We start from the raw sequence: 23,317 nt of genomic DNA, 5'->3' as shown, positions 1-23,317 counted from the left end.
GCGCGGCGCTTGTCGGCGGCCTGGCGGGCCTCGTCGAGTACCTGCTCGGCGTCCGCGCGGGCGGCGGCGCGCAGCGCCTCGGCCTCGGCCTCGCCCTCGGCCTTGACCTGCTCGGCCTCGGTGCGCAGGCGCTGGGCGTCCTGCTCGGTGGAGGTGAGGAGTTCGGCGGCCTCGTTGGTGAGGCGTTCGGCCTCGGCGGTGGCTTCGCCGATGAGGGTGTCGGCCTGTTCGGCGGCGTCGGCGCGGCGCTTGTCGGCGGCCTGGCGGGCCTCGTCGAGTACCTGCTCGGCGTCCGCGCGGGCGGCGGCGCGCAGCGCCTCGGCCTCGGCCTCGCCGTCCGCCTTGACCTGCTCGGCCTCGACCAGGAGCCGCTCGGCCTCCTCGGCGATCCGCTCCGCCTCCGTACGGGCCTCGCCCAGGACGGTCTCCGCCTGCGCGGCGGCCTCCGAACGGATCCGGTTGGCGTCCTCGCGGGCGTCCGCACGGGTGCGGGCCGCGTCCTGCTCGGCCGAGGCGAGCGCGTCGCTCGCCTCCGTCCGTACCCGCTGCGCGTACTCGGCGGTGTCCGCCCGCAGCTTCTCCGACTCGGCGAGGGCGTCCGAGACCGTCCGCTCGGCCAGCGCCTTCGCGGCGTCGGCCTCCTCCTGGGCGCGCTCGCGGACGCGGTTCGCGTCCTCGGTGGCCCGCTCCCGCTCCTCGTAGGCGTCGGCGCGGACCCGGTCCGCCTCCTCCTGGGCCTCCGTGCGGGTGCGCTCGGCCGCGTGCTCGGCCGCGCTGCGCAGCCCGGAGATCTCCTCCTCGGCCGTCTCGCGCAGGCCCGCGACGGAGTCCCTTACCTCCTGCGCGGTGGTCTCGGCGGCCGTCACCATCTCCGTGGCGCGGGCGTCCGCCTCCTCGACCAGACGGTGCGCCTCGGCCTGCGCCTCCTCGACCCGCTTGCGGGCCGAGGCGAGCAGCTCCTCGCTCCGCTCACGGGCCAGCTCGCGCTCGCGGTCGGCCTCGGAACGGGCCGAGTCCAGGGTCTCCTCGGCCTCCCGGCGGCGCCGGTTGGCCTCCTCCTGCGCGGCGGCCAGCGCCTCCGCCGCCTCGGCGGCGACCCGCTCGGCGGCGGACGCGGCCTCGGCGCGCACCCGGTCGGCGGTCTCCTGCGCCTCCGACTTCAGGCGCTCGGCCTCGGCGTCGGCCTCCTCGCGGAGCGTGGTGGCGGCGGCCTCCGCGTCGGAACGCGTGGTGGACGCGTCCGCCGCGGCCTCCGCGCGCAGCCGCTCGGCCTCCTGCTCGGCCTGCGTCTGGAGCGTACGGATCCGCTCCGCGGCCTCGGTCCGCTGCCGCTCGGTCTCCTCGGCGGCCTCGCGCCGGATCCGCTCGCTCTCGGCGCGCGCGTCGGTCAGCTCCTGGCCGGCCGACGCAAGCTTCGTCTCGGCCTCGGTGTGCAGCCGGGTCAGCTCGTCCGCGGCCTCCGCGCGGCGGGCCGCGGCGGCCCGCTCGGCCTGCTCGCGCAGTTCGGCGGCCGCCTTCTCCGCGGCCTCCTTGACCGCCTCGGCCTGCTCCTCGGCCTCGCCGCGCATCCGCTCGGCCTCGGCGCGGGTGCGCTCCAGCGTCTCCTCGGCCTGGGCGCGCAGGGTCTGCGCCCGCTCCATGGCCTCGCCGCGGACCCGCTCGCTCTCGGCGGACGCGCCGGCGCGCTGCTCGTCGGCGTCCGTGCGGGCCTTGGTGAGCAGCTCCTCGGCGGTCTTCGCCGCCTCCTCGATCTGCCCCACGGCCTCGCGGCGGGCCTCGCCGCGGATGCGCTCGCCCTCGGCGATCGCCTCGGCGCGCAGCTGCTCGGCCTCGCCGCGCAGCCGGCGCGCCTCCTCCTGCAGCTCGACCGTCTTGGCGCGGTACTCCTTGGTGTCGTCCTTCGCCGAGCCGAGCAGTTCGTCGGCCTGCTCCTCGGCGGTCGACCGCAGCCGGTCGGCCTCGGTCTCGGCCTCGCGGCGGATCCGCTCGGCCTCCTCGGCGGCCTTGCGGGTGGTCTCCTGGGCGTCCGCGGAGGCCTTGGTCAGGATCTCCTCGGCGCTGCGGGCGGCCTTGGCGAGCGCGGCGGCGGAGTCCTCGGCGGCGACCGTACGGGCCCTGTCGGAGGCCTCCGAGACCAGCTTCTCGGCCTCGGCGGTGGCCTCGCGCAGCTTCTCCTCGGCCTGCTCCTTGAGGGCCTCGGCCTCCTTGGTGGCCTCGCCGACGAGCCGGGCGATCTCCGCCTTGGCGGTGCGGGTGCGCTGTTCGTTGACGGACTCGGCGCCCGCGAGCTGCTTGGCCGCGGCGTCCTTGGCCTCGGCGAGGGTGCGCTCGGCCTCGGCACGGGCCTCGCGGAGCTTCTCCTCGGCCTCCTGGACGCGCACTTCGGCCGCGCGGGACAGCTCGGCGGCCTCGCGGCGGGCCTGGTCGGTCTCGGCCGTGGTGCTGGAGCGCAGCTGCTCGGCGTGGCTGGTGGCCTCCTGCGCCTGGCTGGAGGCGGCGTTGAGCATCCGCTCGGCGTCCTTGCGGGCGCGCAGCAGAATCGCTTCCGCCTCGGCCCGGGCCGCCTCCGCCTCGGAGCCCACCCGGCGGCGGGTCTCCTCGGCGATCCGGGTGGCCTCGGCGCGGGCGGCGGCCAGCGACTGCTCGGCCTCGGCGCGCGACTCCTCCATCAGGCGGCGGGCCTGGGACTCGGTGCGGGCCCGCAGCTGTTCGGCCCAGGCCACGTTCTCGTTGACGTGCGCCTCGACGGTCTGGCGGCGTTCGCTCAGCTCCTGGTCGAGCTGCTGGCGGCGCTGGACGGCCTCCGTGTGCAGCTCGGACTGCAGGCGGGCCTGCTGCTCGGCGTGCTCCTGGAGGATGCGCTGGGTCTGGGCACGGGCCTCGCGCAGCTCGCGCTCGGCGTCCTGGCGGAGCTGCTCGGCCTGCATCTGCGCGTTGCGCAGCATCTGTTCGGCCTGATAGCCGATGTCCGCGCTGTCGTAGGCGGGCCGGGTCGCGATCGTGCGGCGCGCCTCATGGAGCTTGGCGCGCAACACCTCGACCTGGTAACCGAGGTCCTCGGCGTGCTGGACGGCCTTCTCTCGCTCTTTCTTCAGCCGGTCCATCTCGGCTTCGAACCGCGAGAGATGGTCGTCTTCAGCTCGGTGGCTCTCCTGGCGTTCGTAGCCCCGCACTGCGCGGTCCATCCTTCCCCGAGCTCTTCGAGCAGGGGAGACCCCAACCCTGGTCGCAACTCCAACGAGCACCGTTCACCCGGACAGAACGGCCCCCCCGGGGAATCGTGACAGATCGGACGACCCTGACATCCCGACTTCGGTGCCGCAGGCGCACGGCTCCGACCGGCCCCGGCCCGGAGTGCCCCACTGTACCGGGCCGGGAATCCGGAGGTCAGTGCTCCGCTGAGGAGTGGTCAGCCGAGGGCTTCGCCGAAGTGACCAGTTCCGTCAGGACGCCGTGGCAGTCCTTGGGGTGGAGGAAGGTGATGCGGGAGCCCATGGAGCCGATCCGCGGCTCGTCGTAGAGCACCCGGACGCCCTTGCCGCGGATGGCCTCGGCGTCCCCGTCGACGTCGGCGGTGCCGAAGGCGATGTGGTGCACGCCCTCGCCGTTCTTGGCGAGCCACTTGCCCACCGCCGAGTCCTCCCGGGTGGGCTCCAGGAGCTGGAGGTAGGAGGCCCCGCCGTCCGAGGTCTCGTTGATCTTGAGCATGGCCTCGCGGACGCCCTGCTCCTCGTTGACCTCCTCGTGGAACACCTCGAAGCCGTACGTCGCCCGGTAGAACTCGACGGTGGCGTCGAGGTTCCGGCAGGCGATCCCGATGTGGTCGATACGCGTCAGCATGCCTCCAGTGCAGCGCCCGGGGGATGGTTACGCAACGTGCGCGCGATCACACCGGCAGGGCGATGACCCGGCGCGCCACGGCTCAGTACATTGGCGGTAAACCCTCGTTCACTCCTCATCCCAAGGGGCCGTGCCTCATGTCTGGAACGACCGGTACCACCTCAGTGATCGTCGCGGGCGCCCGCACGCCCATGGGTCGCCTGCTCGGCTCGCTCAAGTCCTTCTCGGGCGCCGACCTCGGCGGTTTCGCGATCAAGGCCGCCCTGGACCGCGCCGGCATCGGCGGCGACCAGGTGCAGTACGTGATCATGGGCCAGGTGCTCCAGGCGGGCGCCGGGCAGATCCCCGCCCGCCAGGCCGCCGCCAAGGCCGGCATCCCGATGAACGTCCCCGCGCTCACCATCAACAAGGTGTGTCTGTCGGGTCTCGACGCCATCGCGCTGGCCGACCAGCTGATCCGGGCCGGCGAGTTCGACGTGATCGTCGCCGGCGGCCAGGAGTCCATGACCAACGCCCCGCACCTGCTGCCGAAGTCCCGCGAGGGCTTCAAGTACGGCGCGATCGAGATGCTCGACGCCATGGCGTACGACGGTCTGACCGACTCCTTCGAGGGCATCGCCATGGGCGAGTCCACCGAGAAGCACAACACCCGCCTGGGCATCCCGCGCGACGTCCAGGACGAGATCGCCGCGCTGTCGCACCAGCGCGCCGCGGCCGCGCAGAAGAACGGCGTCTTCGAGGCCGAGATCACCCCGGTCGAGATCCCGCAGCGCAAGGGCGAGCCGGTCGTCTTCTCCCAGGACGAGGGCATCCGCGCCGAGACCACCGTCGAGTCTCTCGGCAAGCTGCGCCCGGCCTTCGCCAAGGACGGCACCATCACCGCCGGCACCTCCTCGCAGATCTCCGACGGTGCCGCCGCCGTGGTCGTGATGAGCAAGGCCAAGGCCGAGGAGCTCGGCCTGGAGTGGATCGCCGAGATCGGCGCCCACGGCAACGTGGCCGGCCCGGACAACTCGCTCCAGTCGCAGCCGTCCAACGCCATCCGCCACGCCCTGAAGAAGGAGGGCCTGGAGGTCGAGGACCTCGACCTGATCGAGATCAACGAGGCCTTCGCCGCGGTCGCCCACCAGTCAATGAAGGACCTGGGCGTCACCCCCGAAAAGGTGAACGTCAACGGTGGCGCCATCGCGCTGGGTCACCCGATCGGCATGTCCGGCGCCCGCATCGTGCTGCACCTGGCCCTGGAGCTCAAGCGTCGCGGCGGCGGCGTGGGCGCCGCGGCCCTCTGCGGCGGTGGCGGCCAGGGCGACGCCCTGATCATCCGCGTCGCCGGCAAGTAAGCACCCACTCAAGGAGCAGCGCACATGGTGGACGTCCCCGCACTGGTCGCCCAGGCCCGGGAGGGCCGGCCGCGCGCCGTGGCCCGGCTGATCTCGCTCGTGGAGGGGGCGTCCCCGCAGCTGCGCGAGGTGATGGCGGCGCTCGCCCCGCTGACGGGCGGCGCCTACGTGGTGGGCCTCACCGGCTCGCCCGGCGTCGGCAAGTCGACGTCGACCTCGGCGCTGGTCTCGGCGTACCGCCGGGCCGGCAAGCGGGTCGGCGTGCTCGCCGTCGACCCGTCCTCGCCGTTCAGCGGCGGCGCGCTGCTCGGTGACCGGGTGCGGATGTCGGAGCACGCCTCGGACCCCGGCGTCTACATCCGCTCCATGGCCACCCGCGGGCACCTGGGCGGCCTCGCCTGGTCCGCCCCGCAGGCCATCCGCGTCCTGGACGCGGCCGGCTGCGACGTGATCCTCGTGGAGACCGTGGGCGTCGGGCAGTCCGAGGTGGAGATCGCCTCCCAGGCCGACACCTCGGTGGTCCTGCTCGCCCCCGGCATGGGCGACGGCATCCAGGCCGCCAAGGCGGGCATCCTGGAGATCGGCGACGTGTACGTGGTCAACAAGGCGGACCGGGACGGCGCCGACGCCACCGCGCGGGAGCTCAACCACATGCTGGGCCTCGGTGAGGCCCGTGGGCCCGGCGACTGGCGCCCCCCGATCGTCAAGACCGTCGCCGCCCGCGGCGAGGGCGTGGACGAGGTCGTGGAGGCCCTGGAGAAGCACCGCGCCTGGATGGAGGAGCACGGGGTCCTGGCGGAGCGCCGCCGGGCCCGGGCGGCCCGCGAGGTCGAGACGATCACCATCACGGCGCTGCGCGAGCGGATCGGCGACCTCCACGGCGACCGGCGCCTCGACGCGCTCGCCGAGCGCATCACGGCCGGCGAGCTCGACCCGTACGCGGCCTCGGACGAGCTGATCACCAGCCTCACGGGTCAGTGACCCGGCGCGTTCCGTGAGAAGGGGCCCGGGTGCGCGACGCACCCGGGCCCCTTCGCGAGGAAGGCCCCGTCCGTCCGGACGGGGCCTTCCTCGTGCGTGCGCGTCCTACGGCTTGCCGCGCCGGCCGCGCAGCTGGTCGGCGACCGGCTTCAGCGACTCGTGGAGGTCACCGAGGGCCTCCGGGCTGAGCTGGTCGATGAAGTGCTTGCGCACCGACTCGACGTGGTGCGGCGCGACCTTGTGCATGGTGTCCATGCCGGCGTCGGTCAGCACCGCGTAGAGCCCGCGCCGGTCCGACTCGCAGTTCTCGCGCCGGACGAGTCCGGCGTTCTCCATCCGGGTGATCTGGTGGGAGAGCCGGCTCTTGGACTGCAGGGTGGCCGCGGCGAGGTCGCTCATCCGCAGGCGCCGCTCCGCCGACTCCGAGAGGTTCACGAGGATCTCGTAGTCGTTGATCGTCAGGCCGAAGGGCTGGAGGTCCTTCTCCAGTTGGTACGTCAGCATTCTGTTGACGTCCAGGTACGTGCGCCAGGCGCACTGCTCGGCGTCGGTGAGCCAGGGGGTGGCCGTGTCGGTCTCCATGTATGGATTCTACCTAAGAAGTTGAAATCTGGACGAACTCTGGGAGTGTGTTCGACGCGTCACTCTCCGCAGACTACCGCTCACAGGCCGAAGCGCCGCTGCAGGTCGCCGAGCTGTCCGGGAAGGCGCGGTACGGAACCGAGCGGTCCCTGGCCGGAACTGTGCGGTGCATGGCCGCCCGGGACACCCGGCTGGGCGCCCGGCTCACCGATGGCCCGCTCGGGCATCAGCAGCTCGGTCGACTGCAGCAGCACCGTACCCGCCCCGACGAACTCGAACTGGTGCTCCTCGCCCGAGGTGCCGCCGATCCCCGTCAGCGCCCGCACGCCGCCCATCACGCCGGTCATGTAGCCGTGGTCGTAGTGGTGGCAGGGCGAGGGGCAGTCCGCCCAGCCCACCAGGGCCTGCGGATCCACCCGGATCGGGGGCTCCATGAACACGACCGGGCCGTTGGAGGCGGCGACGAACTTGCCGGTGCCGATGAGCGTCACGAAGCCCGGCACGATCGACTGCTTGAGCGCCAGCGAGGGCTGGTACGCGAGCAGATTTCCCGAACGGATTGTCAGGTTGCCCTCGTCCAGGTCGTACGAGTTCACGTCGAAGGCCCGGTCGGCGAGCAGCATCTTGCCGCTGCCCTCGGCCACCACCCAGTCGCTCGCGTGCAGCGGCGAGTGGAAGGAGGTGCGCACCAGCCGGTCCAGCCGGCCGTGGCCGATGCCGTTGAAGTCGATCCGCCCGTAGTAGGCGATCATCTTGCCCTTCTGCAGGAACCACTGGGAGCCCTTGAGCTCCACGCAGAAGGTGTAGGCGTTGACGTTGTCGTCCGACGGCAGGGTCATCGGGTCGTGGACCACGGGGCCGTTCACAGCTTCTCCTCCGACGCCTGTACGTACACGGCACCGCTGCCGCTGAGCTCCAGCTGGAACGCCTCGCCCGAGCCCCGGCCCACCATGTCCCGCCAGCCGAGCGCGGCGGAGAGCTTGTTGCGCACGTCGCCGTGGTGGGCGACGTAGGCCTGGGGGTCGACGTGCACCGGGCGGCCGGGCGTGATGGGCAGCTCGATGACCCCGCCGTGGGCCATCACGGCCACCGAGCCGTGGCCGCGCAGGGTCGTGGTGAACAGGCCCTGGCCGGTGACCTGGCCGCGCACCATGCCCATGACCCCGCCCTGGGAGCCCATGAACATCGTGCCCTGCTCCAGGGTGCCGTCGAAGGCGAGAAGCCGGTCGGCCTCGACGTAGAGGGTGTCGCCGGTCAGCGCGATCACCTGGATGTGGTGGCCGCCGTGCCCGAACATCACGGTGCCGCTGCCCTCGACGGTCATCAGCGGGGTCGCCTCGCCGGCCACCCGGCGCCCGATCATCGACATCAGGCCGCCCTGGCCGCCGCCGATGTTCGGCGTGAAAGTGACGTCGCCGCGATAGGCGAGCATCGCGCCACGCTGGCTGAAGAGTCGCTGCCCGGGAACGACCTGGGCCTCGATCATCTTGGAGTTGATCTCGCGGAACGGCATCAGACGTCGCCCCCGATCGTGTTCCGCTCGCTCGGCTGGACGTAGACGAGTCCGTCACCTTCGAAGCGGATCTGGAAGGCCTCGCCGCCGCCCTCGCCCAGGAAGGTGCGGAAGGTCACACCCGACTGGAAGTGCTGCTGGAGGTTGCCCTGGTGGGCGATGTACGCGCCGGGGTCGACGGACAGCGGGTACTGCGGGGTCACCCGGAGCACGACCGCGGGGCCGTCGGACATGATCGCGGCCTGGCCGGTGCCCTCGACGGTCGTCGTGAACAGGCCGTTCCCGGTCGCGCCGCCGCGCAGACCGGTGAAGGTCGTGCCGGTACGCAGACCGGAGTCGGTGCAGAGCAGATTGCTCGCCTCCACCCACAGCTTGTCGCCGTGCAGTTGGACGAGATTGATCTCGGAGGCCCGGTCGGCGAACCAGCAGGTGCCCTGGCCGCGTGCCTCCATCACCTCCATCTGCTCCCCGGTGAGCCGACGGGTCACCATGCCCCGCAGGCCCTCACCACCGCCTGTCATCTTCTTGAACGCCATCTGGCCGTCGTAGGCGACCATCGAGCCGTTCTTCGCCTTCACGGCGTCGCCGGACATGGTCACGGCGAGCACTTTGCTGCCTTGGAGTCGGAACGTTGCCACGGAGGGACGGTACTGGCCCCCCGGACAAAGGAACAGCAAAGTCGCCGTGCACAATGGGACGGCCCTTGTGCATCCGTTCACAAGATCGAACGAAGGTGACCCCTGTCGTGGACATCAAGACCGCATCGTCCCTGCACCGGCTCCGGCTCGTCTCCGCGCCGGAAGCCGTGTCGTTCCTGCTGCTGCTCGTCTGCTCGGTGCTCAAGCGGACGACGGACTTCAACGCGGTGCCGGTGATGGGCGCGATCCACGGCATCCTGTTCGTCCTCTACGTGCTCTTCTGGCTGGACGCCTGGAACCGCACCAAGTGGAGCTTCGGCACGGCCGCCCTGTACTTCGTCCTCTCCGTCCTGCCCCTCGGCGGCTTCTTCGCCGAGCGCAGGCTGAAGCGTGAGGCCGAGGCGGCGGTCATCGCCTCCCGCGCCCGTCGCGAGGGCGTGGTGAACGCGTGATCGTCGCGTTCTCGGTCACCCCGCTGGGTGTGGGGGAGGAGGTCGGCGAGTACGTCGCCGACGCGGTCCGGGTCGTGCGCGAGTCGGGGCTGCCGAACCGCACCGACGCCATGTTCACCTCGATCGAGGGTGAGTGGGACGAGGTGATGGACGTCGTGAAGCGGGCCGTCGCCGCCGTGGAGGCGCGGGCGCCGCGCGTCTCGGTCGTCCTGAAGGCCGACATCCGTCCCGGCGTGACGGACGGTCTGACCTCGAAGGTCGAGACGGTGGAGCGCCACCTGGGCGCCTGACGCCGTCGTCGCAGCGGAAGGGGCGGGTCTCCCGGCATTGCCGGGAGACCCGCCCCTTCGGCGTGCTCAGGCCGCTTCGGCGTGCTCAGGCCGCCTCCGCGGCCAGGGTGTCGAGGTGCTCGCCGACGCGCTGGAGCAGGGTCGTCAGCGTGCGGAACTCCTCGGGCGACAGGCACTCCGTCACCTGGGTGCGCAGGACGCCGACCCTCTCCGCGATCCGGCGATGCGCCGCGCGGCCCTCGCCGGTCAGCGCCACGGTGCCGTCGGCGTCCGTTCCGGCCCAGCCGCGCCGGACGAGGTCGTCGACGTACGGGCGCATCGACGGCTCGTCGGCGGAGCGGAAGGCGGTCATGATCTCGTCGATCCGGCTCAGGGAGATCGGCTCGTACGACACGGTGTTCAGGACCTGCCAGCCGCGCCGGGGCAGGTCGTCGGCGGCGAAGAGCCGGGCCATGGCGCTCTCGATCGCGCCGTCGACGTGCTTGAGCCAGTAGCCGAACGGGCGCTGTGTGCGGACGTCTTCCATGGCGACCCCCAGATGCATGTCTTTTAACAACAGTTGTAAAGTAACATGCATGTCGGAGAGAGAACAGCAGGAAGCCGTCGCCGCCGTCGAGCGGGCCATGGTGGCCATCCGCCGCAGCCAGAGCCGTCGCTCACTGGGTCGTCTCGCGCCGCCTGACGGCGGCCGGGCGGTCGATCCCACGCTGTTCGGCGTCCTCGACGCCGTCGAAGAGCGGGACGGGGCCTGCTCCGTCACGGACGTCGCCACCGCCCTGGGCGTGGACCAGCCGCGAGCGAGCCGGCTGGTGCTGCGCGCCGTCGACGAGGGGTGGGTGGTCCGTGCGGCCGATCCCGCCGACGCCCGCCGCACGCTGCTCACCCTGACCCGCGCGGGGCGCGAGCAGGTGGACCGCACCCACCGCTTCAGACAGCAGGTCTTCGCGCGGGTGATGGAGGACTGGCCGGACGCCGACCGCACCGAGTTCGCCCGGCTCCTCGCCGCGTTCGTCGGCTCGTTCGGCCAGGTGACGCGGGGCGCCGGCGGTTCCTGAACGACCGCTCGACGTCTGCGCCGAGGGACCTTGAGTGACCACTCGATGTCTGCGCCGAGGGGCCTTGAGTGACCGCTCGATGTCTGCGCCCGCGGATCTTGAGCGACCGCTCAAAACCGGCTACTGTCCCCCTCGGGCGCCGTTTTGAGCGGTTGCTCAAACGGGGGAGGGGGCGGAGCCGTGGGGCTCTACGTCGAGGCGCGCGTCCGCGCCGACCTGGACACGCTCTGGGAGCGGACCCAGGATCCGGCCGAGCACCAGCGGTGGGACCTGCGGTTCACCGAGATCGCGTACCTCCCGTCGGGCGCGGGGGAGCCCCGGCGGTTCCGGTACGCCGTGCGCCTCCTGCCCTTCCTGGCCGTCGCCGGCACCGGTGTCTCCGCGGGGGAGCGCCACCGGGCCGGCGGCGACCGGGTCTCGGCCCTCCGTTTCGCCTCCCCCGACCCGCTGTCCCTCCTCGCCGAGGGCAGCGGCTACTGGCGCTACGTGCCGGGGGAGGGCGGCGTCAGGTTCCTCACCGGCTACGACTACCGGCCGCGCTGGGGCCGCTTCGGCCGGGTCGCCGACCGCCTCCTCTTCCGGCCCCTGATGGGCTGGGCGACGGCCTGGTCCTTCGATCGGCTGCGGCTGTGGTGCGAGATGGGGATCACGCCCGAGCGCGCCCGCACCCGCTGGCTGCTCGAACTGACCGCCCGGCTGCTGCTCGTGGCCGTCCCGTACGCCGCGACCCTCCTGCCGCTGGGCGCGGTCTCGCTCGCCGGGGTGCCGCTCACGGTCCTCGGGCTCGCCGCCGCCCTCCTCGTCCCGCCGTCGCCGGGGATCCCCGCCGCCCGCCGCTGTCTGCGCACCCCGCCCGGCCGGAGCCGGGCACCCCGCCTCCTCGCCACCCTGGAGCAGCCATGAGCTCGATCTTCCGCACCGCCATGGGTGACGCCGCCTTCGGGCGGCTCCACCCGGAGCTGCGGCGCCGCTTCTCCGTCGGGCTCGACAGCGGCGAGCTCTGCGTCGGCCGGGGGGTGATGGACCGGATCTGGCACGGCAGGGGGCCGGTCGGGCCACTCGTCCGGCCGTTCCTCGCGCTCGGCGGCACCCGTAACATCCTGCTCCCGCGCACGGGCCGGCACGTCCCCTTCACCATCGAGAACGTGCCGTACCTCGACTCGTACGGGCGGGAGACCGTCACCTTCGCGCGGACCTTCCAACTGCCCGGCGGCCCGCGCCGCTTCGACGCGACGATGGTGCACAGCCCCGACCGCGGCTGCGTGCTCGACTACCTGGGCACCCACCAGCACCTCGCCAGCGAGCTGCGCCTGACCGCCGAGCCCGACGGCTCGCTGCTCATCCGCTCCGGCGAACACCGCTTCCGCGAGGGCCCCGTGGACCTCCGGGTGCCCGGACTCGTCGGCGCCGACGCCGAGGTGCGCGAGTCCTTCGACGAGGACACCGGCCGCTTCCGCATCCGGGTCCGGGTCGTCAACCGTTACGTGGGGCCGCTGTTCGGCTACGAGGGCTCCTTCACCGCCGCGTACGCCTCCGTCCGGGAGTGCGGCGTCCGGCCGGGGCTGCGTCCCGTGCGTGAGGAGGCGCGGGCGTGAGCGCCGACGAAACCCGGCACAAGCTCCTGGAGGGCGCCCTGCGCTCTCTCGTCGAGCAGGGCATCGCCAAGACCTCGGCGCGCTCCGTGGCCGCCGCCGCGGGCGTCAACCAAGGGCTGATCTTCTACCACTTCGGCTCGGTCGACGAGCTCCTCGCGGCCGCCTGCCGGTACGGCGCCGAGCAGCGGGTGTCCCGCCACCGCGAGCGGCTGCGCGCGGTCGGCAGCCTCGCCGAACTCCTCGCGTTCGGCCGCGAGATGCACGCCGAGGAGCGCGAGGCCGGCCATGTCGCCGTCCTCGGACAGCTTCTCGCGGGCGCCCAGACCCACCAGCGGCTGGCCCCCGCCACCGCAGCCGGGCTCGACCTGTGGATCGAGGAGATCGAGCAGGTGCTGCGGCGGGTGCTGGCCGGCGGACCGCTCGACGGGCTCGCCGACCCGGCGGGGCTCGCCCGGGCCGTCGCCGCCTCCTTCATCGGGATGGAGCTGTACGAGGGGGTCGACCCGGCCGGTGCGGGCGCCGCCCTCGACGCACTCGAACACCTGGGCGGCCTGCTGGCCGCGCTCGACGAGCTGAGTCCGGTCGCGCAGAAGGCCGTGCGCTACACCTTGCGCCGAAAGGGTCAAAAGGGCCGGACGGCCTAAAAACCCTCACTCGGACGCCTCCAGTCGACATGCCGATGAATGTCCCCTTTCGTGGGGCTATCGATCGGTTCGATGGCAGCTGGAGGCACCGTGCGGCCAGGAGGCTACGACTACGACACCTACAGCCGACTCGCCGGTCCCCTGACGGAGCCGGAGCCGACGGCCGGCGCGTACCGGGTGCGGTACCGGAGCCTCCTCGCGAAGGAGCCGCACCGCATACGCGCCGTCCTCCTCATGGCCCTCGCGCCGCTGCTCTCGGCGCTCCTCCTGGTCTACCTCGTGTGGCCCGCTCACTGGACCGTCCGCGAGGGCGACGACCGGTGGCGCGTGCCGTACGACACCGTGATGCTCGTGTCGATCGGACTCATCTGCTTCTTCATGCTGGTGAACGTCACCTCGATCGCGCACGCCACCCTCGTCGCCCGCGACCCGATACCCGTGCGGCCCGAGTCCGGCACCCGGGTCGCCTTCCTCACCACCTACGTGCCCGGCAAGGAGCCGCTCGGCATGGTCCGCGCCACCCTCGAAGGCGCGATGAGGCTCCGCCACGACGGCCCCCTCGACGTCTGGCTGCTCGACGAGGGCGACGACGCCCGTGCCAGGGCCCTGTGCGAGGAGCTCGGCGTCCGCCACTTCACCCGCGCGGGCGTCCCCGAATGGAACCGCCCGAAGGGCGCGCACCGGGCCCGTACCAAGCACGGCAACTACAACGCCTGGCTCGCGAGGCACGGCGACGGCTACGCCTTCTTCGCCTCGGTCGACACCGACCACGTGCCGCTGCCGAACTTCCTGGAGCGGATGCTCGGCTACTTCCGCGACCCCGACGTCGCCTTCGTCGTCGGCCCGCAGGTCTACGGCAACTACACCTCCGCCGTCACCAAGGCCGCCGAGTCGCAGCAGTTCCTCTTCCACGCGCTGATCCAGCGGGCCGGCAACCGCTACCGCGCCCCCATGTTCGTCGGCACCAACAACGTCGTGCGCATCGCCGCCCTGCGGCAGGTCGGCGGCCTGTACGACTCGCTCACCGAGGACATGGCCACCGGCTTCGAGCTGCACCGCCGCAGGAACCCGCGCACCGGGCGCTTCTGGCGCTCGGTCTACACCCCCGACGTGCTCGCCGTGGGGGACGGGCCCGCCTCCTGGACGGACTTCTTCACCCAGCAGCTGCGCTGGTCACGCGGCACGTACGAGACCCTCCTCAGGCAGTACTGGAAGGCGCCCTTCCGGACCCCGCCCGGCCGCCTCCTCCACTACACGCTGATGCTCGTCTACTACCCCATGACCGCGGTCAACTGGCTCCTCGGCGTCCTCTCCTGCGTCCTGTTCCTGTGCCTGGGCGCCTCCGGCACCCAGGTCTCCTCCTCGGTCTGGCTGATGATCTACAGCGACGCCGTCGCCCTCCAGGTCGGCCTCTACCTCTGGAACCGGCGCCACAACGTCTCCCCCCACGAACCCGAGGGCTCCGGCGGGCTGGCCGGCATGGCGATGTCCGCGCTCTCCGCGCCGATCTACCTCAAGGCCCTCGGCTCGGCCCTGCTGCGCACCCGCGGCCACTTCGTGGTCACCCCCAAGGGCGGCGAGTCCAGCCCCGACCGCCTCCGCACCTTCCGCATCCACCTCTCCTGGGCGGCTGTCCTCGTCGCCTCGCTCGCCGCCTCCGTCCCCCTCGGCCACACCCACGCGGCCATGCGCACCTGGGCCCTGCTCGCCCTCGCCGTCACCCTCGCCCCGGTGACCGTGTGGACCGTCACCCGCCTGCGAGACCGGCGTCGCCTGCGGACCCGCGAGCAGGCCAGGGCCCGGCTCCGCGCCCGCGCGGCCGAGGCCGTCGCCCGGGTCGCCGCCCCCGCACCCGCCCCGCCCGGCGGCGCCGCCGCGCCCACGACGACCGGAGGGAACTGAGCCATGGCCTACCGGCCGTCCGAGCAGTTCAAGAAGACCCTGCTGGGAAGCGGCGCCGTCCTCGTCCTCGCCGCCCTCAACGCCCCTGCCGCGGTCTCCTTCGCCACGGACAAGTACCACGCGTACAAGATCGCCCAGCCCGGCTACCAGAAGAAGTACGGCTCCTGGGCCGTGATCGACGTGCCCGAGCAGTTCCGCGTCAACGCCATCCACGCCGCCCTGCTGCACACCGGCAAGGTGCTGCTCATCGCCGGCTCCGGCAACAACCAGAAGAAGTTCGACGCCGGCACCTTCGAGACCGTCCTGTGGGACCCGGCGGACAACACCTTCAAGAAGATCCCGACCCCCGAGGACTTCTTCTGCTCCGGCCACAGCCAGCTCCCCGACGGCCGTCTCCTCGTCGCCGGCGGCACCGCCCGCTACGAGGTCCTCGACGGCGAGGTCGAGAAGGCCGGCGGCGGCATGCGGGTCAAGAACGAGAGCCCCGACAAGGCCGTGACGCTCCCCAAGGGCACCGTCTTCCGCTCCCCGACCGGGATCGAGTACGTCTCCAGGTTCGACGTCACCGTCCCCAAGGCCAGGCGCGAGTTCGAGGTCTCGTACTTCAAGAGCGGCCAGATGAAGCCCTGGAAGACCAAGATCACCGCCGCCGAGGCGCGGGTCTTCGTCGAGGCCCGCGAGGCCGGCCCCCAGGCGCTCACCACCGAGGCCGCCCAGTACGAGGTCGTCGGCCTCAAGGGCGCCGACGCCGACAACGTCTACGGCCTCGCCCAGAAGCTCACCACCGAGAAGCAGGACTTCCAGGGCATCAAGGCCGCCTACGAGTTCGACCCGAGGGCCGAGCGCTACGTCCCCGTCGACCCCATGGCGGACGCCCGCTGGTACCCCACCCTCGTCACCCTCGACGACGGCCGGGTGCTCGCCGTCTCCGGTCTGAACGACGTCGGCGACGTCGTCCCCGGCGACAACGAGATCTACGACCCCGTGACCAAGAAGTGGTCCAAGGGCCCCTTCCGTTACTTCCCCACCTACCCGGCGCTCTTCCTGACCCAGGGCGGCAAGCTCCTCTACACCGGCTCCAACGCCGGCTACGGACCCGCCGGGAAGGGCCGCGAACCGGGCCTGTGGGACCTGAAGAAGAACTCCTTCACCAAGCTTCCCGGCATCACCGACCCCGACCAGCTGGAGACCTCCTCCTCCGTCCTGCTCCCGCCCGCCCAGGACCAGAAGGTGATGGTGCTGGGCGGCGGCGGGGTCGGCGAGTCCGCGAAGTCCACCGCGCGGACCGCCGTGGTCGACCTGTCGAAGGCCGACCCCTCGTACACCGAGGGACCCTCGCTGCCCCAGGGCACCCGCTACCTCAGCAGCGTGCTGCTGCCCGACGACACCGTCTTCACCACCGGCGGCTCGCGGAAGTACCGCGGCAGCAGCGGCAGCGACATCCTCAGGGCCCAGTTCTACGACCCCGCGGCCAACGCCTTCGCCGAGGCGGCCGCACCCACCGTCGGCCGCAACTACCACTCCGAGGCGCTGCTGCTACCCGACGGCCGGGTCGCCACCTTCGGCTCCGACCCGCTCTACGGGGACGGGGACAACACCAAGCTCGGCACCTTCGAGCAGCGGGTCGAGGTCTTCACCCCGCCCTACCTCCACCGGGCCGGCGCCGGCCGCCCGGTCATCGGCGAGGGTCCGCGGGAGCTCGACCGCAACGGGCGTGCCACCTTCCGGACCGAGGACGCGGGCCGGATCGTCGCGGCGCGGCTGATGCGGCCCAGCGCCGTCACCCACAGCACCGACGTCGAACAGCGCTCGGTGGCCCTGGACCTGACGAAGGGCGGGGACGGACTGACCGTCACCGTCACCGTCCCCGGGGACCGCACGCTGGTGCCACCCGGCTGGTACATGCTCTTCGTGACGGACGCCGACGGGATCCCGTCCGAGGCGAAGTGGATCCAGGTCGGCTGAGGGCGCCGCTCAGTCCGTGGCCCGGCGGGCGAGGCCGAGCGCGTAGTCGGGCCACCAGGTCCCGGCGGCCGGACCGCCCCGGCAGGGGCCGTCCGATTCGCCGGGCCTCTTGATCCACAGATACGCGTCGACCAGCTCGTCCCCGGTCCGGTCGGTGGGCGGCACCCCGAGCGCCCGGCCCGGCGGATTGCACCAGGCCTCCGCGCCGTCGCCCGGCAGCGGGCCGTCGCCGTTGCGGCTGGTGTCCACGGTGAAGTGGCTGCCGCCGAGCAGCCGGGACAGGCCCGCGCCGAAGCCGCGGACCACGTCGGTCCTCTGGAAGTTGGACACGTTGAGGGCGAAGCCGTCGGCCCGCGCCACGCCCGCCCGGCGCAGCGGCTCCACCAGCTTGGCCGGGTACGGGATCCAGGCCGGGTTGCCCGCGTCCAGGTAGACCCGGGTGCGCGGCTGTCGCTTGAACCGGTCCACCGCCTCCGAGAGCAGCCGCAGCCGCTCCTCCTGGTGCGCGCCCGGGGTGCAGCCGTCCACGAGGTGCGGCACCGCGTCCGGCTCCAGGATCACCACCGCCGGCGCGTCCCCGATCGCGGAGGCGAAGGCGTCCACCCAGTTCCGGTAGGCCTGCCCGTCGTGCGCGCCGCCCGCCGAGTAGGCCCCGCAGTCGCGGTGCGGGATGTTGTACGCCACGAGGACCACGGTCCGCCGGCCGGACGCCGCGCCGCGCACCGCCCTGGCGACGTCCGGCACGGGGTCGTCACCCGCCGGCCAGTCGGCGACCGGCCGCTCCGAGATCCGCCGCAGCAGCGCGGCGTCCTCCATGCGCCCCTCGGACTCGTACTGCCGCACCTGCCGCGCCGCGTCGCTGTCCGGGTCGACCCAGAAGGGCGAGCCGCCGGCCGGCACCGTCCCACCGGACGTGACGGGCGGGCCGACGGGGGACGGGGGAGTCCCCTCCCTGCCGCACCCCGACAGCAGGAGCGCGGCGGCGAGGGCGAGGGCGAGGGCGGACGGACGGGCAGCGGTACGGACGGAGCGGCGGGACATCCGGCCCCCAGGTTCGGGTACGGGACGGTGAGCGGCGAAACGGGACGTACGGTACGAACCGCGTCATCGTCACACGACGGTCAGGCGGCGTCCGGCTGCGACACCGCCAGCGCGATCCCCAGTGGCGTCCGCTCGTACAGCACCTGGTGCCCGTAGCGGCGCGAGGTCAGCAGACCGGCGGCCCGCAGCACCGACAGATGCGCCGACACCGAGGAGGCGGCGAGACCCAGCCGGTGCGCGAGCGCCGAGGTCCCGGCCGGTTCGTCGAGCGCGCACAGCACGTCCGCCCGGGCCCGGCCGAGCAGCCGGGCGAGCGCGTCCGGGGTGCGCTCCCTGGCCTCGGTCCACAGCCCGCCGATGCCCCGGGCCGGATAGGCCACGGTCGGCTGCCAGGGCGGGTCGAAGCCGCTCACGACGTCCGGCCAGGTGAACACCGAGGGCATCAGCACCAGCCCCTGCCCGCCCAGGGCCCGGACGTGCTCGCCGTGGTAGGCGACCGTGAGGGTCGCCGTCTCCTCCGCCCAGCCGAAGGCCGGGTGCAGTTCGGTCAGCAGCCGCTCCAGACCGCCCTCGGCGAGACGGCGCGAGTGATAGGCCACGTCCGCCTCCAGGAGGGCGCGCAAGCGCGGCCAGTCGGGCGCGATCAGCGCCTCCCAGGCCCGCTCCAGCAGCTCCGCCAGCCAGTGCAGGGAGCCGGCCGGGTCCGCCAGCATCCGCCGTCCGTGCGCCGTCCCGGCCGCGCCCGGCGTCTCGGCGAGCGCCCGCGCGAAGTCGTCCGCCGCGAGGGCCGGATCGGTCGCGCGGACCGCCGCGATCTCCTCGTGGAAGTCCGCGGCGGGCCTGATCGGCGGGGGGTAGAGGAAGTCGGGACTGTGCCCGTGCAGGGGCATCAGCAGCTGCAGCGGCGCCAGGTCCACGCCGCGCGCCGCTTCCGCGATGCGCCGCAGCCACGGCAGGTGGTAGCCCTGCTGCCGCGGCCGCGCGAGCACCCGCACCGCGCAGTGCGTCTCCCACAGCGGCGAGATCGCGAAGCGGATGCGCAGCGGGTCGGCCTCGCCGAAGTGCAGGTGGTACGGCACGGGACCCCCGGGCGCGGCGAAGTTTCGGCTGGAGCCGAAAGTCTAGGGCCGTGGCCGCGCGCCGCGCACGCTGCTCGCATGCCCACGAACGACACCCGGGCGCCCGAGGGGGCGCCCGTGCCCACCCCTGCCCCAGCGGCTCGGGAAGCGGCCGCCGCCTCTGCCCCAGCGGCCCCGGAAGCGGCCGCCGCCCCTGCCCCGGCGGCTCGGGAAGCGGCCGCCGCCCCTGCCCCAGCGGCCCCGGAAGCGGCCGCCGCCTCTGCCCTAGCGGCCCCGGAAGCGGCCGCCGCCCCGGGACCGGCCCCGGGGAGTGGCGCGCCCGCCGAGGGGACACCGCCGGGCCCCGGGACACCGCCCTCTCCCGGCACGCCCACGGCATCCGGGACGGGGCCCGGCCCCGGCTACCGCGCCGTGTTCTCCGTGCGCGAGTTCCGCTTCGTCTTCGTCGCCCATCTCTTCTCGCTGCTCGGGCTCGTGGTCAGCGAGCTCGCGCTCACCGTGCTCGTCTACGACCTCACGCGGTCCCCGCTGCTGTCCGCGCTCACCTTCGCGCTCGGCTTCCTGCCGTACCTGCTGGGCGGCACCCTGCTCGCCGGGCTCACCGACCGGCATCCGCCGCGGCGGGTGCTGGTGGTCTGCGACCTGGTCTGCGCCGGGTGCGTGGCGCTCATGGTGCTGCCGGCCACCCCGGTGGCCGGACTGCTCGTGCTGCGCTGCGCGATCGCCGCCGTCGCGCCCGTGTTCCAGGGCACCCGGATGGCGACGCTCGCCGACATCCTCGGCGAGGGCGAGCTGTTCGTCCTCGGGCGCTCGCTCCTGCGGATCGTCTCCCAGAGCGCGCTGCTCGTCGGCTTCGGCGTGGGCGGCCTGCTGCTCACCGCGCTCACCCCGCGCGGCGCCATCGCCGTGACGGCCTGCACCTTCCTGGCCTCGGCGCTGCTGCTCCGCTTCGGCACCGCCGGGCGCCCCGCCCGCGCCGCCGGGAAGCGGGAGGGGATCGGCGGCACCTGGGGCGTGCTGCGGGACCGGCGGATCCGCGCGCTGATGCTGCTGTTCTGGGTGCCGCCGCTGTTCGTCGTCGTCCCCGAGGCGCTCGCCGCCCCGTACGCGGCCGAGGTCGGTGCCTCCACCGCCGCGCTCGGGCTGCTCATGTGCGCGATGCCGGTCGGCACCGTCCTCGGTGAGCTGTTCGCCGGGTCCGCGCTCAGCGCCGCCACCCGCTCGCGGATCGTGCTCCCGCTGCTGCTCGCCGGCTTCGCGCCCTTCCTGCTGTACGCGCCGCGCCCCGGGCTCGCCGTCGCCGCGCTCGCGCTCTTCCTGTCCGGCGCCGCCGGCGCGTACTCCCTCGGTCTCGACGCCTGGTTCGTCGACGCCGTGCCCGAGGAACTGCGCGGCCGGGTCATGACGCTGACCTCCGCGGGCATGATGACCGTCCAGGGGGTGGGCATGGCCGGTGCGGGCCTCGCCGCCGAGTTCGCCCCGGTCCACTCCGTCGTCGCGGGGACGGGCGTCCTGGCCACGCTGTGCCTGGTGGTGCTCGTGCTCGAAGTACGGGCGACCGAAAGGCGAGACGAGGCTGACCGTCATATGACCAGTGGGTAAGGTCGACGCGTGCCGAAGCCGCTCAGTCTCCCCTTCGACCCCATCGCCCGCGCCGACGAACTCTGGCAGAAGCGCTGGGGGCCGGTGCCCTCGATGGCCGCGATCACCTCGATCATGCGCGCCCACCAGATCCTGCTGGCCGAGGTCGACGCCGTGGTCAAGCCGTACGGGCTGACCTTCGCCCGCTACGAGGCGCTGGTGCTGCTCACCTTCTCCAAGGCCGGCGAGCTGCCGATGTCCAAGATCGGCGAGCGGCTGATGGTCCACCCGACCTCGGTCACCAACACCGTCGACCGGCTGGTGCGCTCCGGCCTGGTCGCCAAGCGCCCCAACCCCAACGACGGGCGCGGAACGCTCGCCTCCATCACCGAGAAGGGCCGCGAGGTCGTCGAGGCCGCGACCCGCGACCTGATGGAGATGGACTTCGGTCTGGGCGTGTACGACGCCGAGGAGTGCGCGGAGATCTTCGCGATGCTGCGTCCGCTCCGGGTGGCGGCGAGCGACTTCGACGAGTCCTGACCGGGCCCGGGCGGCGGCGGACCCCCGCGGAAGATCGCCCGGAACGTGCCGTTACGCTCGACGGCATGAAATCCAGCGTGCTGACCCGCTACCGCGTCATGGCGTACGTGACCGCGGTCATGCTGCTCGTGCTCTGCACGTGCATGATCTTCAAGTACGGGTTCGACATGGGCGAGGACGTGACCTTCGCGGTCTCCCAGGCCCACGGCGTCCTCTACATCATCTACCTGATCTTCGCCTTCGATCTGGGCTCCAAGGCCAAGTGGCCGTTCGGCCGGCTCCTGTGGGTGCTGCTGTCCGGGACCATTCCCTTCGCCGCCTTCTTCGTCGAGCGCAAGGTCGTCCGCGACACGCTTCCGCTGGTCAGCGGCGCGCAGCCGGAGCCGGTCAAGGCCTGAGGACTCACCCCCGCACTGATGTGCGGGGGTTTGCCATCGACATTTACTAGGACGTCCTAGTAAATTCGAAGCATGGACGCTGACGCCATCGAGGAAGGCCGCCGTCGCTGGCAGGCCCGTTACGACAAGGCCCGCAAGCGCGACGCCGACTTCACCACGCTCTCCGGGGACCAGGTCGAGCCGGTCTACGGACCCCGGCCGGGGGACACGTACGAGGGGTTCGAGCGCATCGGCTGGCCCGGTGAGTACCCCTTCACCCGTGGCCTGCACCCGACCGGCTACCGGGGCCGCACCTGGACCATCCGGCAGTTCGCCGGCTTCGGCAACGCCGAGCAGACCAACGAGCGCTACAAGATGATCCTGGCCGCCGGCGGCGGCGGGCTCTCGGTCGCCTTCGACATGCCCACCCTCATGGGCCGCGACTCCGACGACCCGCGCTCCCTCGGCGAGGTCGGCCACTGCGGTGTCGCCATCGACTCCGCGGCCGACATGGAGGTCCTCTTCAAGGACATCCCGCTCGGCGACGTCACCACCTCGATGACGATCTCCGGCCCCGCCGTCCCCGTCTTCTGCATGTACCTGGTCGCCGCCGAGCGCCAGGGCGTCGACCCGGCCGTCCTCAACGGCACGCTGCAGACGGACATCTTCAAGGAGTACATCGCGCAGAAGGAGTGGCTCTTCCAGCCCGAGCCCCACCTGCGCCTGATCGGCGACCTCATGGAGCACTGCGCGGCCGACATCCCCGCGTACAAGCCGCTCTCGGTCTCCGGCTACCACATCCGCGAGGCCGGGGCGACGGCCGCGCAGGAGCTCGCGTACACCCTCGCCGACGGCTTCGGCTACGTCGAACTCGGCCTCTCCCGCGGCCTCGACGTCGACGTCTTCGCCCCCGGCCTCTCCTTCTTCTTCGACGCGCACCTCGACTTCTTCGAGGAGATCGCCAAGTTCCGCGCCGCCCGCCGGATCTGGGCCCGCTGGATGAAGGAGGTCTACGGCGCCAAGACCGACAAGGCGCAGTGGCTCCGCTTCCACACCCAGACCGCGGGTGTCTCCCTCACCGCCCAGCAGCCGTACAACAACGTCGTGCGGACCGCGGTCGAGGCCCTCTCCGCCGTCCTCGGCGGCACCAACTCGCTCCACACCAACGCCCTCGACGAGACCCTCGCGCTCCCCAGCGAGCAGGCCGCCGAGATCGCGCTGCGCACCCAGCAGGTGCTCATGGAGGAGACCGGCGTCGCCAACGTCGCGGACCCGCTGGGCGGTTCCTGGTACGTCGAGCAGCTCACCGACCGCATCGAGGCCGACGCCGAGAAGATCTTCGACCAGATCAAGGAGCGCGGACTGCGCGCCCACCCCGACGGCAAGCACCCGATCGGCCCGATCACGTCCGGCATCCTGCGCGGCATCGAGGACGGCTGGTTCACCGGCGAGATCGCCGAGTCCGCCTTCCGCTACCAGCAGGCCCTGGAAAAGGGCGAGAAGCGGGTCGTCGGCGTCAACGTGCACCACGGCTCGGTCACCGGCGACCTGGAGATCCTCCGGGTCAGCCACGAGGTCGAGTGGGAGCAGGTCCGCGTCCTCGGCGAGCGCAAGGAGCGCCGGGACGAGGCGAAGGTCAAGGCCTGCCTGGACGCCATGCTGGCGGCGGCGCGGGACGGCTCCAACATGATCGGCCCGATGCTGGAGGCCGTACGGGCGGAGGCCACGCTCGGCGAGATCTGCAACGTGCTGCGCGACGAGTGGGGCGTCTACACGGAGCCCGCGGGCTTCTAGCCGTACCGCCGTCACCGACGAAGGGCCCCCGCACAACGGCGTGCGGGGGCCCTTCCGTCACGGGTGCCGGGCGGACACGGCCTGAGGCGTGTCCGTGTCGTCCCGCCC

General features: G+C 72.6%; 23 protein-coding genes. 14 read left to right on the top strand and 9 right to left on the bottom strand.

Going from position 1 to position 23,317, the window contains the following annotated elements; translation table 11 throughout:
- Positions 1 to 3,173 (bottom strand): polarized growth protein Scy (scy, locus tag ACIRQF_RS18380; protein ID WP_404093630.1); only part of this gene is annotated, 3,173 nt, incomplete at its 3' end.
- A 214-nt stretch (positions 3,174 to 3,387) separates the two neighbouring features.
- Positions 3,388 to 3,840 carry a methylmalonyl-CoA epimerase gene (gene mce / locus ACIRQF_RS18375; protein ID WP_376632493.1) on the bottom strand — a complete coding sequence of 151 codons (453 nt, stop codon included), beginning with the start codon at positions 3,838 to 3,840 and terminating at the stop codon, positions 3,388 to 3,390.
- Between the two features lie 137 nt (positions 3,841 to 3,977).
- Here mce and ACIRQF_RS18370 point away from each other — a divergent pair, with 137 nt between their 5' ends.
- The gene (locus ACIRQF_RS18370; RefSeq protein WP_404093315.1) at positions 3,978 to 5,180 is read left to right on the top strand and encodes an acetyl-CoA C-acetyltransferase; all 1,203 of its coding nucleotides are present in this window, start codon (positions 3,978 to 3,980) and stop codon (positions 5,178 to 5,180) included.
- Positions 5,181 to 5,204: 24 nt separating this feature from the next.
- Positions 5,205 to 6,161, top strand: a complete 957-nt coding sequence (gene meaB / locus ACIRQF_RS18365; protein ID WP_376632497.1) for a methylmalonyl Co-A mutase-associated GTPase MeaB — start codon at positions 5,205 to 5,207, stop codon at positions 6,159 to 6,161.
- A 105-nt stretch (positions 6,162 to 6,266) separates the two neighbouring features.
- Here meaB and ACIRQF_RS18360 read toward each other — a convergent pair whose 3' ends face one another.
- The 4 genes from ACIRQF_RS18360 to ACIRQF_RS18345 form a co-directional block, all read right to left on the bottom strand.
- Positions 6,267 to 6,743, bottom strand: coding sequence for a MarR family winged helix-turn-helix transcriptional regulator (locus ACIRQF_RS18360; protein ID WP_376632499.1), 477 nt, complete (start codon positions 6,741 to 6,743; stop codon positions 6,267 to 6,269).
- Positions 6,744 to 6,823: 80 nt separating this feature from the next.
- The gene (locus tag ACIRQF_RS18355) at positions 6,824 to 7,609 is read right to left on the bottom strand and encodes an AIM24 family protein (RefSeq protein WP_382480389.1); all 786 of its coding nucleotides are present in this window, start codon (positions 7,607 to 7,609) and stop codon (positions 6,824 to 6,826) included.
- The gene (locus ACIRQF_RS18350; RefSeq protein WP_376632503.1) at positions 7,606 to 8,256 is read right to left on the bottom strand and encodes an AIM24 family protein; all 651 of its coding nucleotides are present in this window, start codon (positions 8,254 to 8,256) and stop codon (positions 7,606 to 7,608) included. Before ACIRQF_RS18350 ends, ACIRQF_RS18355 begins: the two co-directional genes overlap by 4 nt.
- A complete protein-coding gene (locus tag ACIRQF_RS18345; protein WP_404093311.1) occupies positions 8,256 to 8,894 on the bottom strand; it encodes an AIM24 family protein in 639 nt (212 codons plus the stop codon). The genes ACIRQF_RS18350 and ACIRQF_RS18345 overlap by 1 nt, the downstream gene beginning before the upstream one ends.
- Before the next feature lie 107 nt (positions 8,895 to 9,001).
- On the opposite strand from ACIRQF_RS18345, the gene ACIRQF_RS18340 reads away from it, so the two are divergent.
- Positions 9,002 to 9,346, top strand: coding sequence for a DUF3817 domain-containing protein (locus tag ACIRQF_RS18340; RefSeq protein WP_382480387.1), 345 nt, complete (start codon positions 9,002 to 9,004; stop codon positions 9,344 to 9,346).
- On the top strand, positions 9,343 to 9,636 hold the full coding sequence (locus ACIRQF_RS18335) for an MTH1187 family thiamine-binding protein (protein WP_189799824.1): 294 nt from the start codon (positions 9,343 to 9,345) through the stop codon (positions 9,634 to 9,636). Before ACIRQF_RS18340 ends, ACIRQF_RS18335 begins: the two co-directional genes overlap by 4 nt.
- An 85-nt stretch (positions 9,637 to 9,721) precedes the next feature.
- On the opposite strand, the gene ACIRQF_RS18330 is transcribed toward ACIRQF_RS18335, so the two are convergent.
- Entirely contained in the window at positions 9,722 to 10,213 is a 492-nt protein-coding gene (locus ACIRQF_RS18330) for a MarR family winged helix-turn-helix transcriptional regulator (protein WP_404093309.1), read from the bottom strand.
- Here ACIRQF_RS18330 and ACIRQF_RS18325 point away from each other — a divergent pair.
- The 6 genes from ACIRQF_RS18325 to ACIRQF_RS18300 all read left to right on the top strand — a co-directional run bounded on the left by ACIRQF_RS18325 (position 10,212) and on the right by ACIRQF_RS18300 (position 16,797).
- Positions 10,212 to 10,691, top strand: coding sequence for a MarR family winged helix-turn-helix transcriptional regulator (locus tag ACIRQF_RS18325; protein WP_404093307.1), 480 nt, complete (start codon positions 10,212 to 10,214; stop codon positions 10,689 to 10,691). The two genes, ACIRQF_RS18330 and ACIRQF_RS18325, sit on opposite strands and share 2 nt — an antisense overlap.
- 180 nt (positions 10,692 to 10,871) lie before the next feature.
- Positions 10,872 to 11,594, top strand: a complete 723-nt coding sequence (locus tag ACIRQF_RS18320; protein WP_404093305.1) for a hypothetical protein — start codon at positions 10,872 to 10,874, stop codon at positions 11,592 to 11,594.
- The gene (locus ACIRQF_RS18315; protein WP_404093302.1) at positions 11,591 to 12,286 is read left to right on the top strand and encodes a DUF4166 domain-containing protein; all 696 of its coding nucleotides are present in this window, start codon (positions 11,591 to 11,593) and stop codon (positions 12,284 to 12,286) included. Before ACIRQF_RS18320 ends, ACIRQF_RS18315 begins: the two co-directional genes overlap by 4 nt.
- Complete coding sequence (locus tag ACIRQF_RS18310) at positions 12,283 to 12,930, top strand: TetR/AcrR family transcriptional regulator (protein ID WP_376632517.1); 648 nt, start codon at positions 12,283 to 12,285, stop codon at positions 12,928 to 12,930. Before ACIRQF_RS18315 ends, ACIRQF_RS18310 begins: the two co-directional genes overlap by 4 nt.
- A gap of 72 nt (positions 12,931 to 13,002) precedes the next feature.
- A complete protein-coding gene (locus ACIRQF_RS18305) occupies positions 13,003 to 14,832 on the top strand; it encodes a glycosyltransferase family 2 protein (RefSeq protein ID WP_382480375.1) in 1,830 nt (609 codons plus the stop codon).
- 3 nt (positions 14,833 to 14,835) lie between these two features.
- A complete protein-coding gene (locus tag ACIRQF_RS18300; RefSeq protein ID WP_404093299.1) occupies positions 14,836 to 16,797 on the top strand; it encodes a galactose oxidase-like domain-containing protein in 1,962 nt (653 codons plus the stop codon).
- Between the two features lie 9 nt (positions 16,798 to 16,806).
- On the opposite strand, the gene ACIRQF_RS18295 is transcribed toward ACIRQF_RS18300, so the two are convergent.
- Positions 16,807 to 17,838 (bottom strand): glycoside hydrolase family 6 protein, encoded by a 1,032-nt coding sequence (locus ACIRQF_RS18295; protein ID WP_404093296.1) that lies wholly within the window; start codon positions 17,836 to 17,838, stop codon positions 16,807 to 16,809.
- A gap of 80 nt (positions 17,839 to 17,918) precedes the next feature.
- Positions 17,919 to 18,917 carry a DUF5937 family protein gene (locus ACIRQF_RS18290; RefSeq protein ID WP_376632524.1) on the bottom strand — a complete coding sequence of 333 codons (999 nt, stop codon included), beginning with the start codon at positions 18,915 to 18,917 and terminating at the stop codon, positions 17,919 to 17,921.
- 411 nt (positions 18,918 to 19,328) lie between these two features.
- Here ACIRQF_RS18290 and ACIRQF_RS18285 point away from each other — a divergent pair, with 411 nt between their 5' ends.
- The 4 genes from ACIRQF_RS18285 (at position 19,329) to ACIRQF_RS18270 (ending at position 23,209) form a co-directional block, all read left to right on the top strand.
- Entirely contained in the window at positions 19,329 to 20,519 is a 1,191-nt protein-coding gene (locus ACIRQF_RS18285) for an MFS transporter (RefSeq protein ID WP_404093294.1), read from the top strand.
- Positions 20,520 to 20,528: 9 nt separating this feature from the next.
- The gene (locus ACIRQF_RS18280; protein WP_376632527.1) at positions 20,529 to 21,038 is read left to right on the top strand and encodes a MarR family winged helix-turn-helix transcriptional regulator; all 510 of its coding nucleotides are present in this window, start codon (positions 20,529 to 20,531) and stop codon (positions 21,036 to 21,038) included.
- Between the two features lie 65 nt (positions 21,039 to 21,103).
- A complete protein-coding gene (locus ACIRQF_RS18275; RefSeq protein WP_365338183.1) occupies positions 21,104 to 21,436 on the top strand; it encodes a DUF3817 domain-containing protein in 333 nt (110 codons plus the stop codon).
- A 72-nt stretch (positions 21,437 to 21,508) separates the two neighbouring features.
- The gene (locus ACIRQF_RS18270; protein ID WP_376632529.1) at positions 21,509 to 23,209 is read left to right on the top strand and encodes a methylmalonyl-CoA mutase; all 1,701 of its coding nucleotides are present in this window, start codon (positions 21,509 to 21,511) and stop codon (positions 23,207 to 23,209) included.
- Positions 23,210 to 23,317 lie beyond the last annotated feature (108 nt).

The organism is Streptomyces sp. NPDC101191 (assembly GCF_044767915.1).
In the GTDB taxonomy this organism is placed as follows: Bacteria; Actinomycetota; Actinomycetes; order Streptomycetales; family Streptomycetaceae; genus Streptomyces.
Note: the sequence above shows the minus strand (reverse complement) of the source record. Positions and strands in the feature narration are given on the sequence as shown.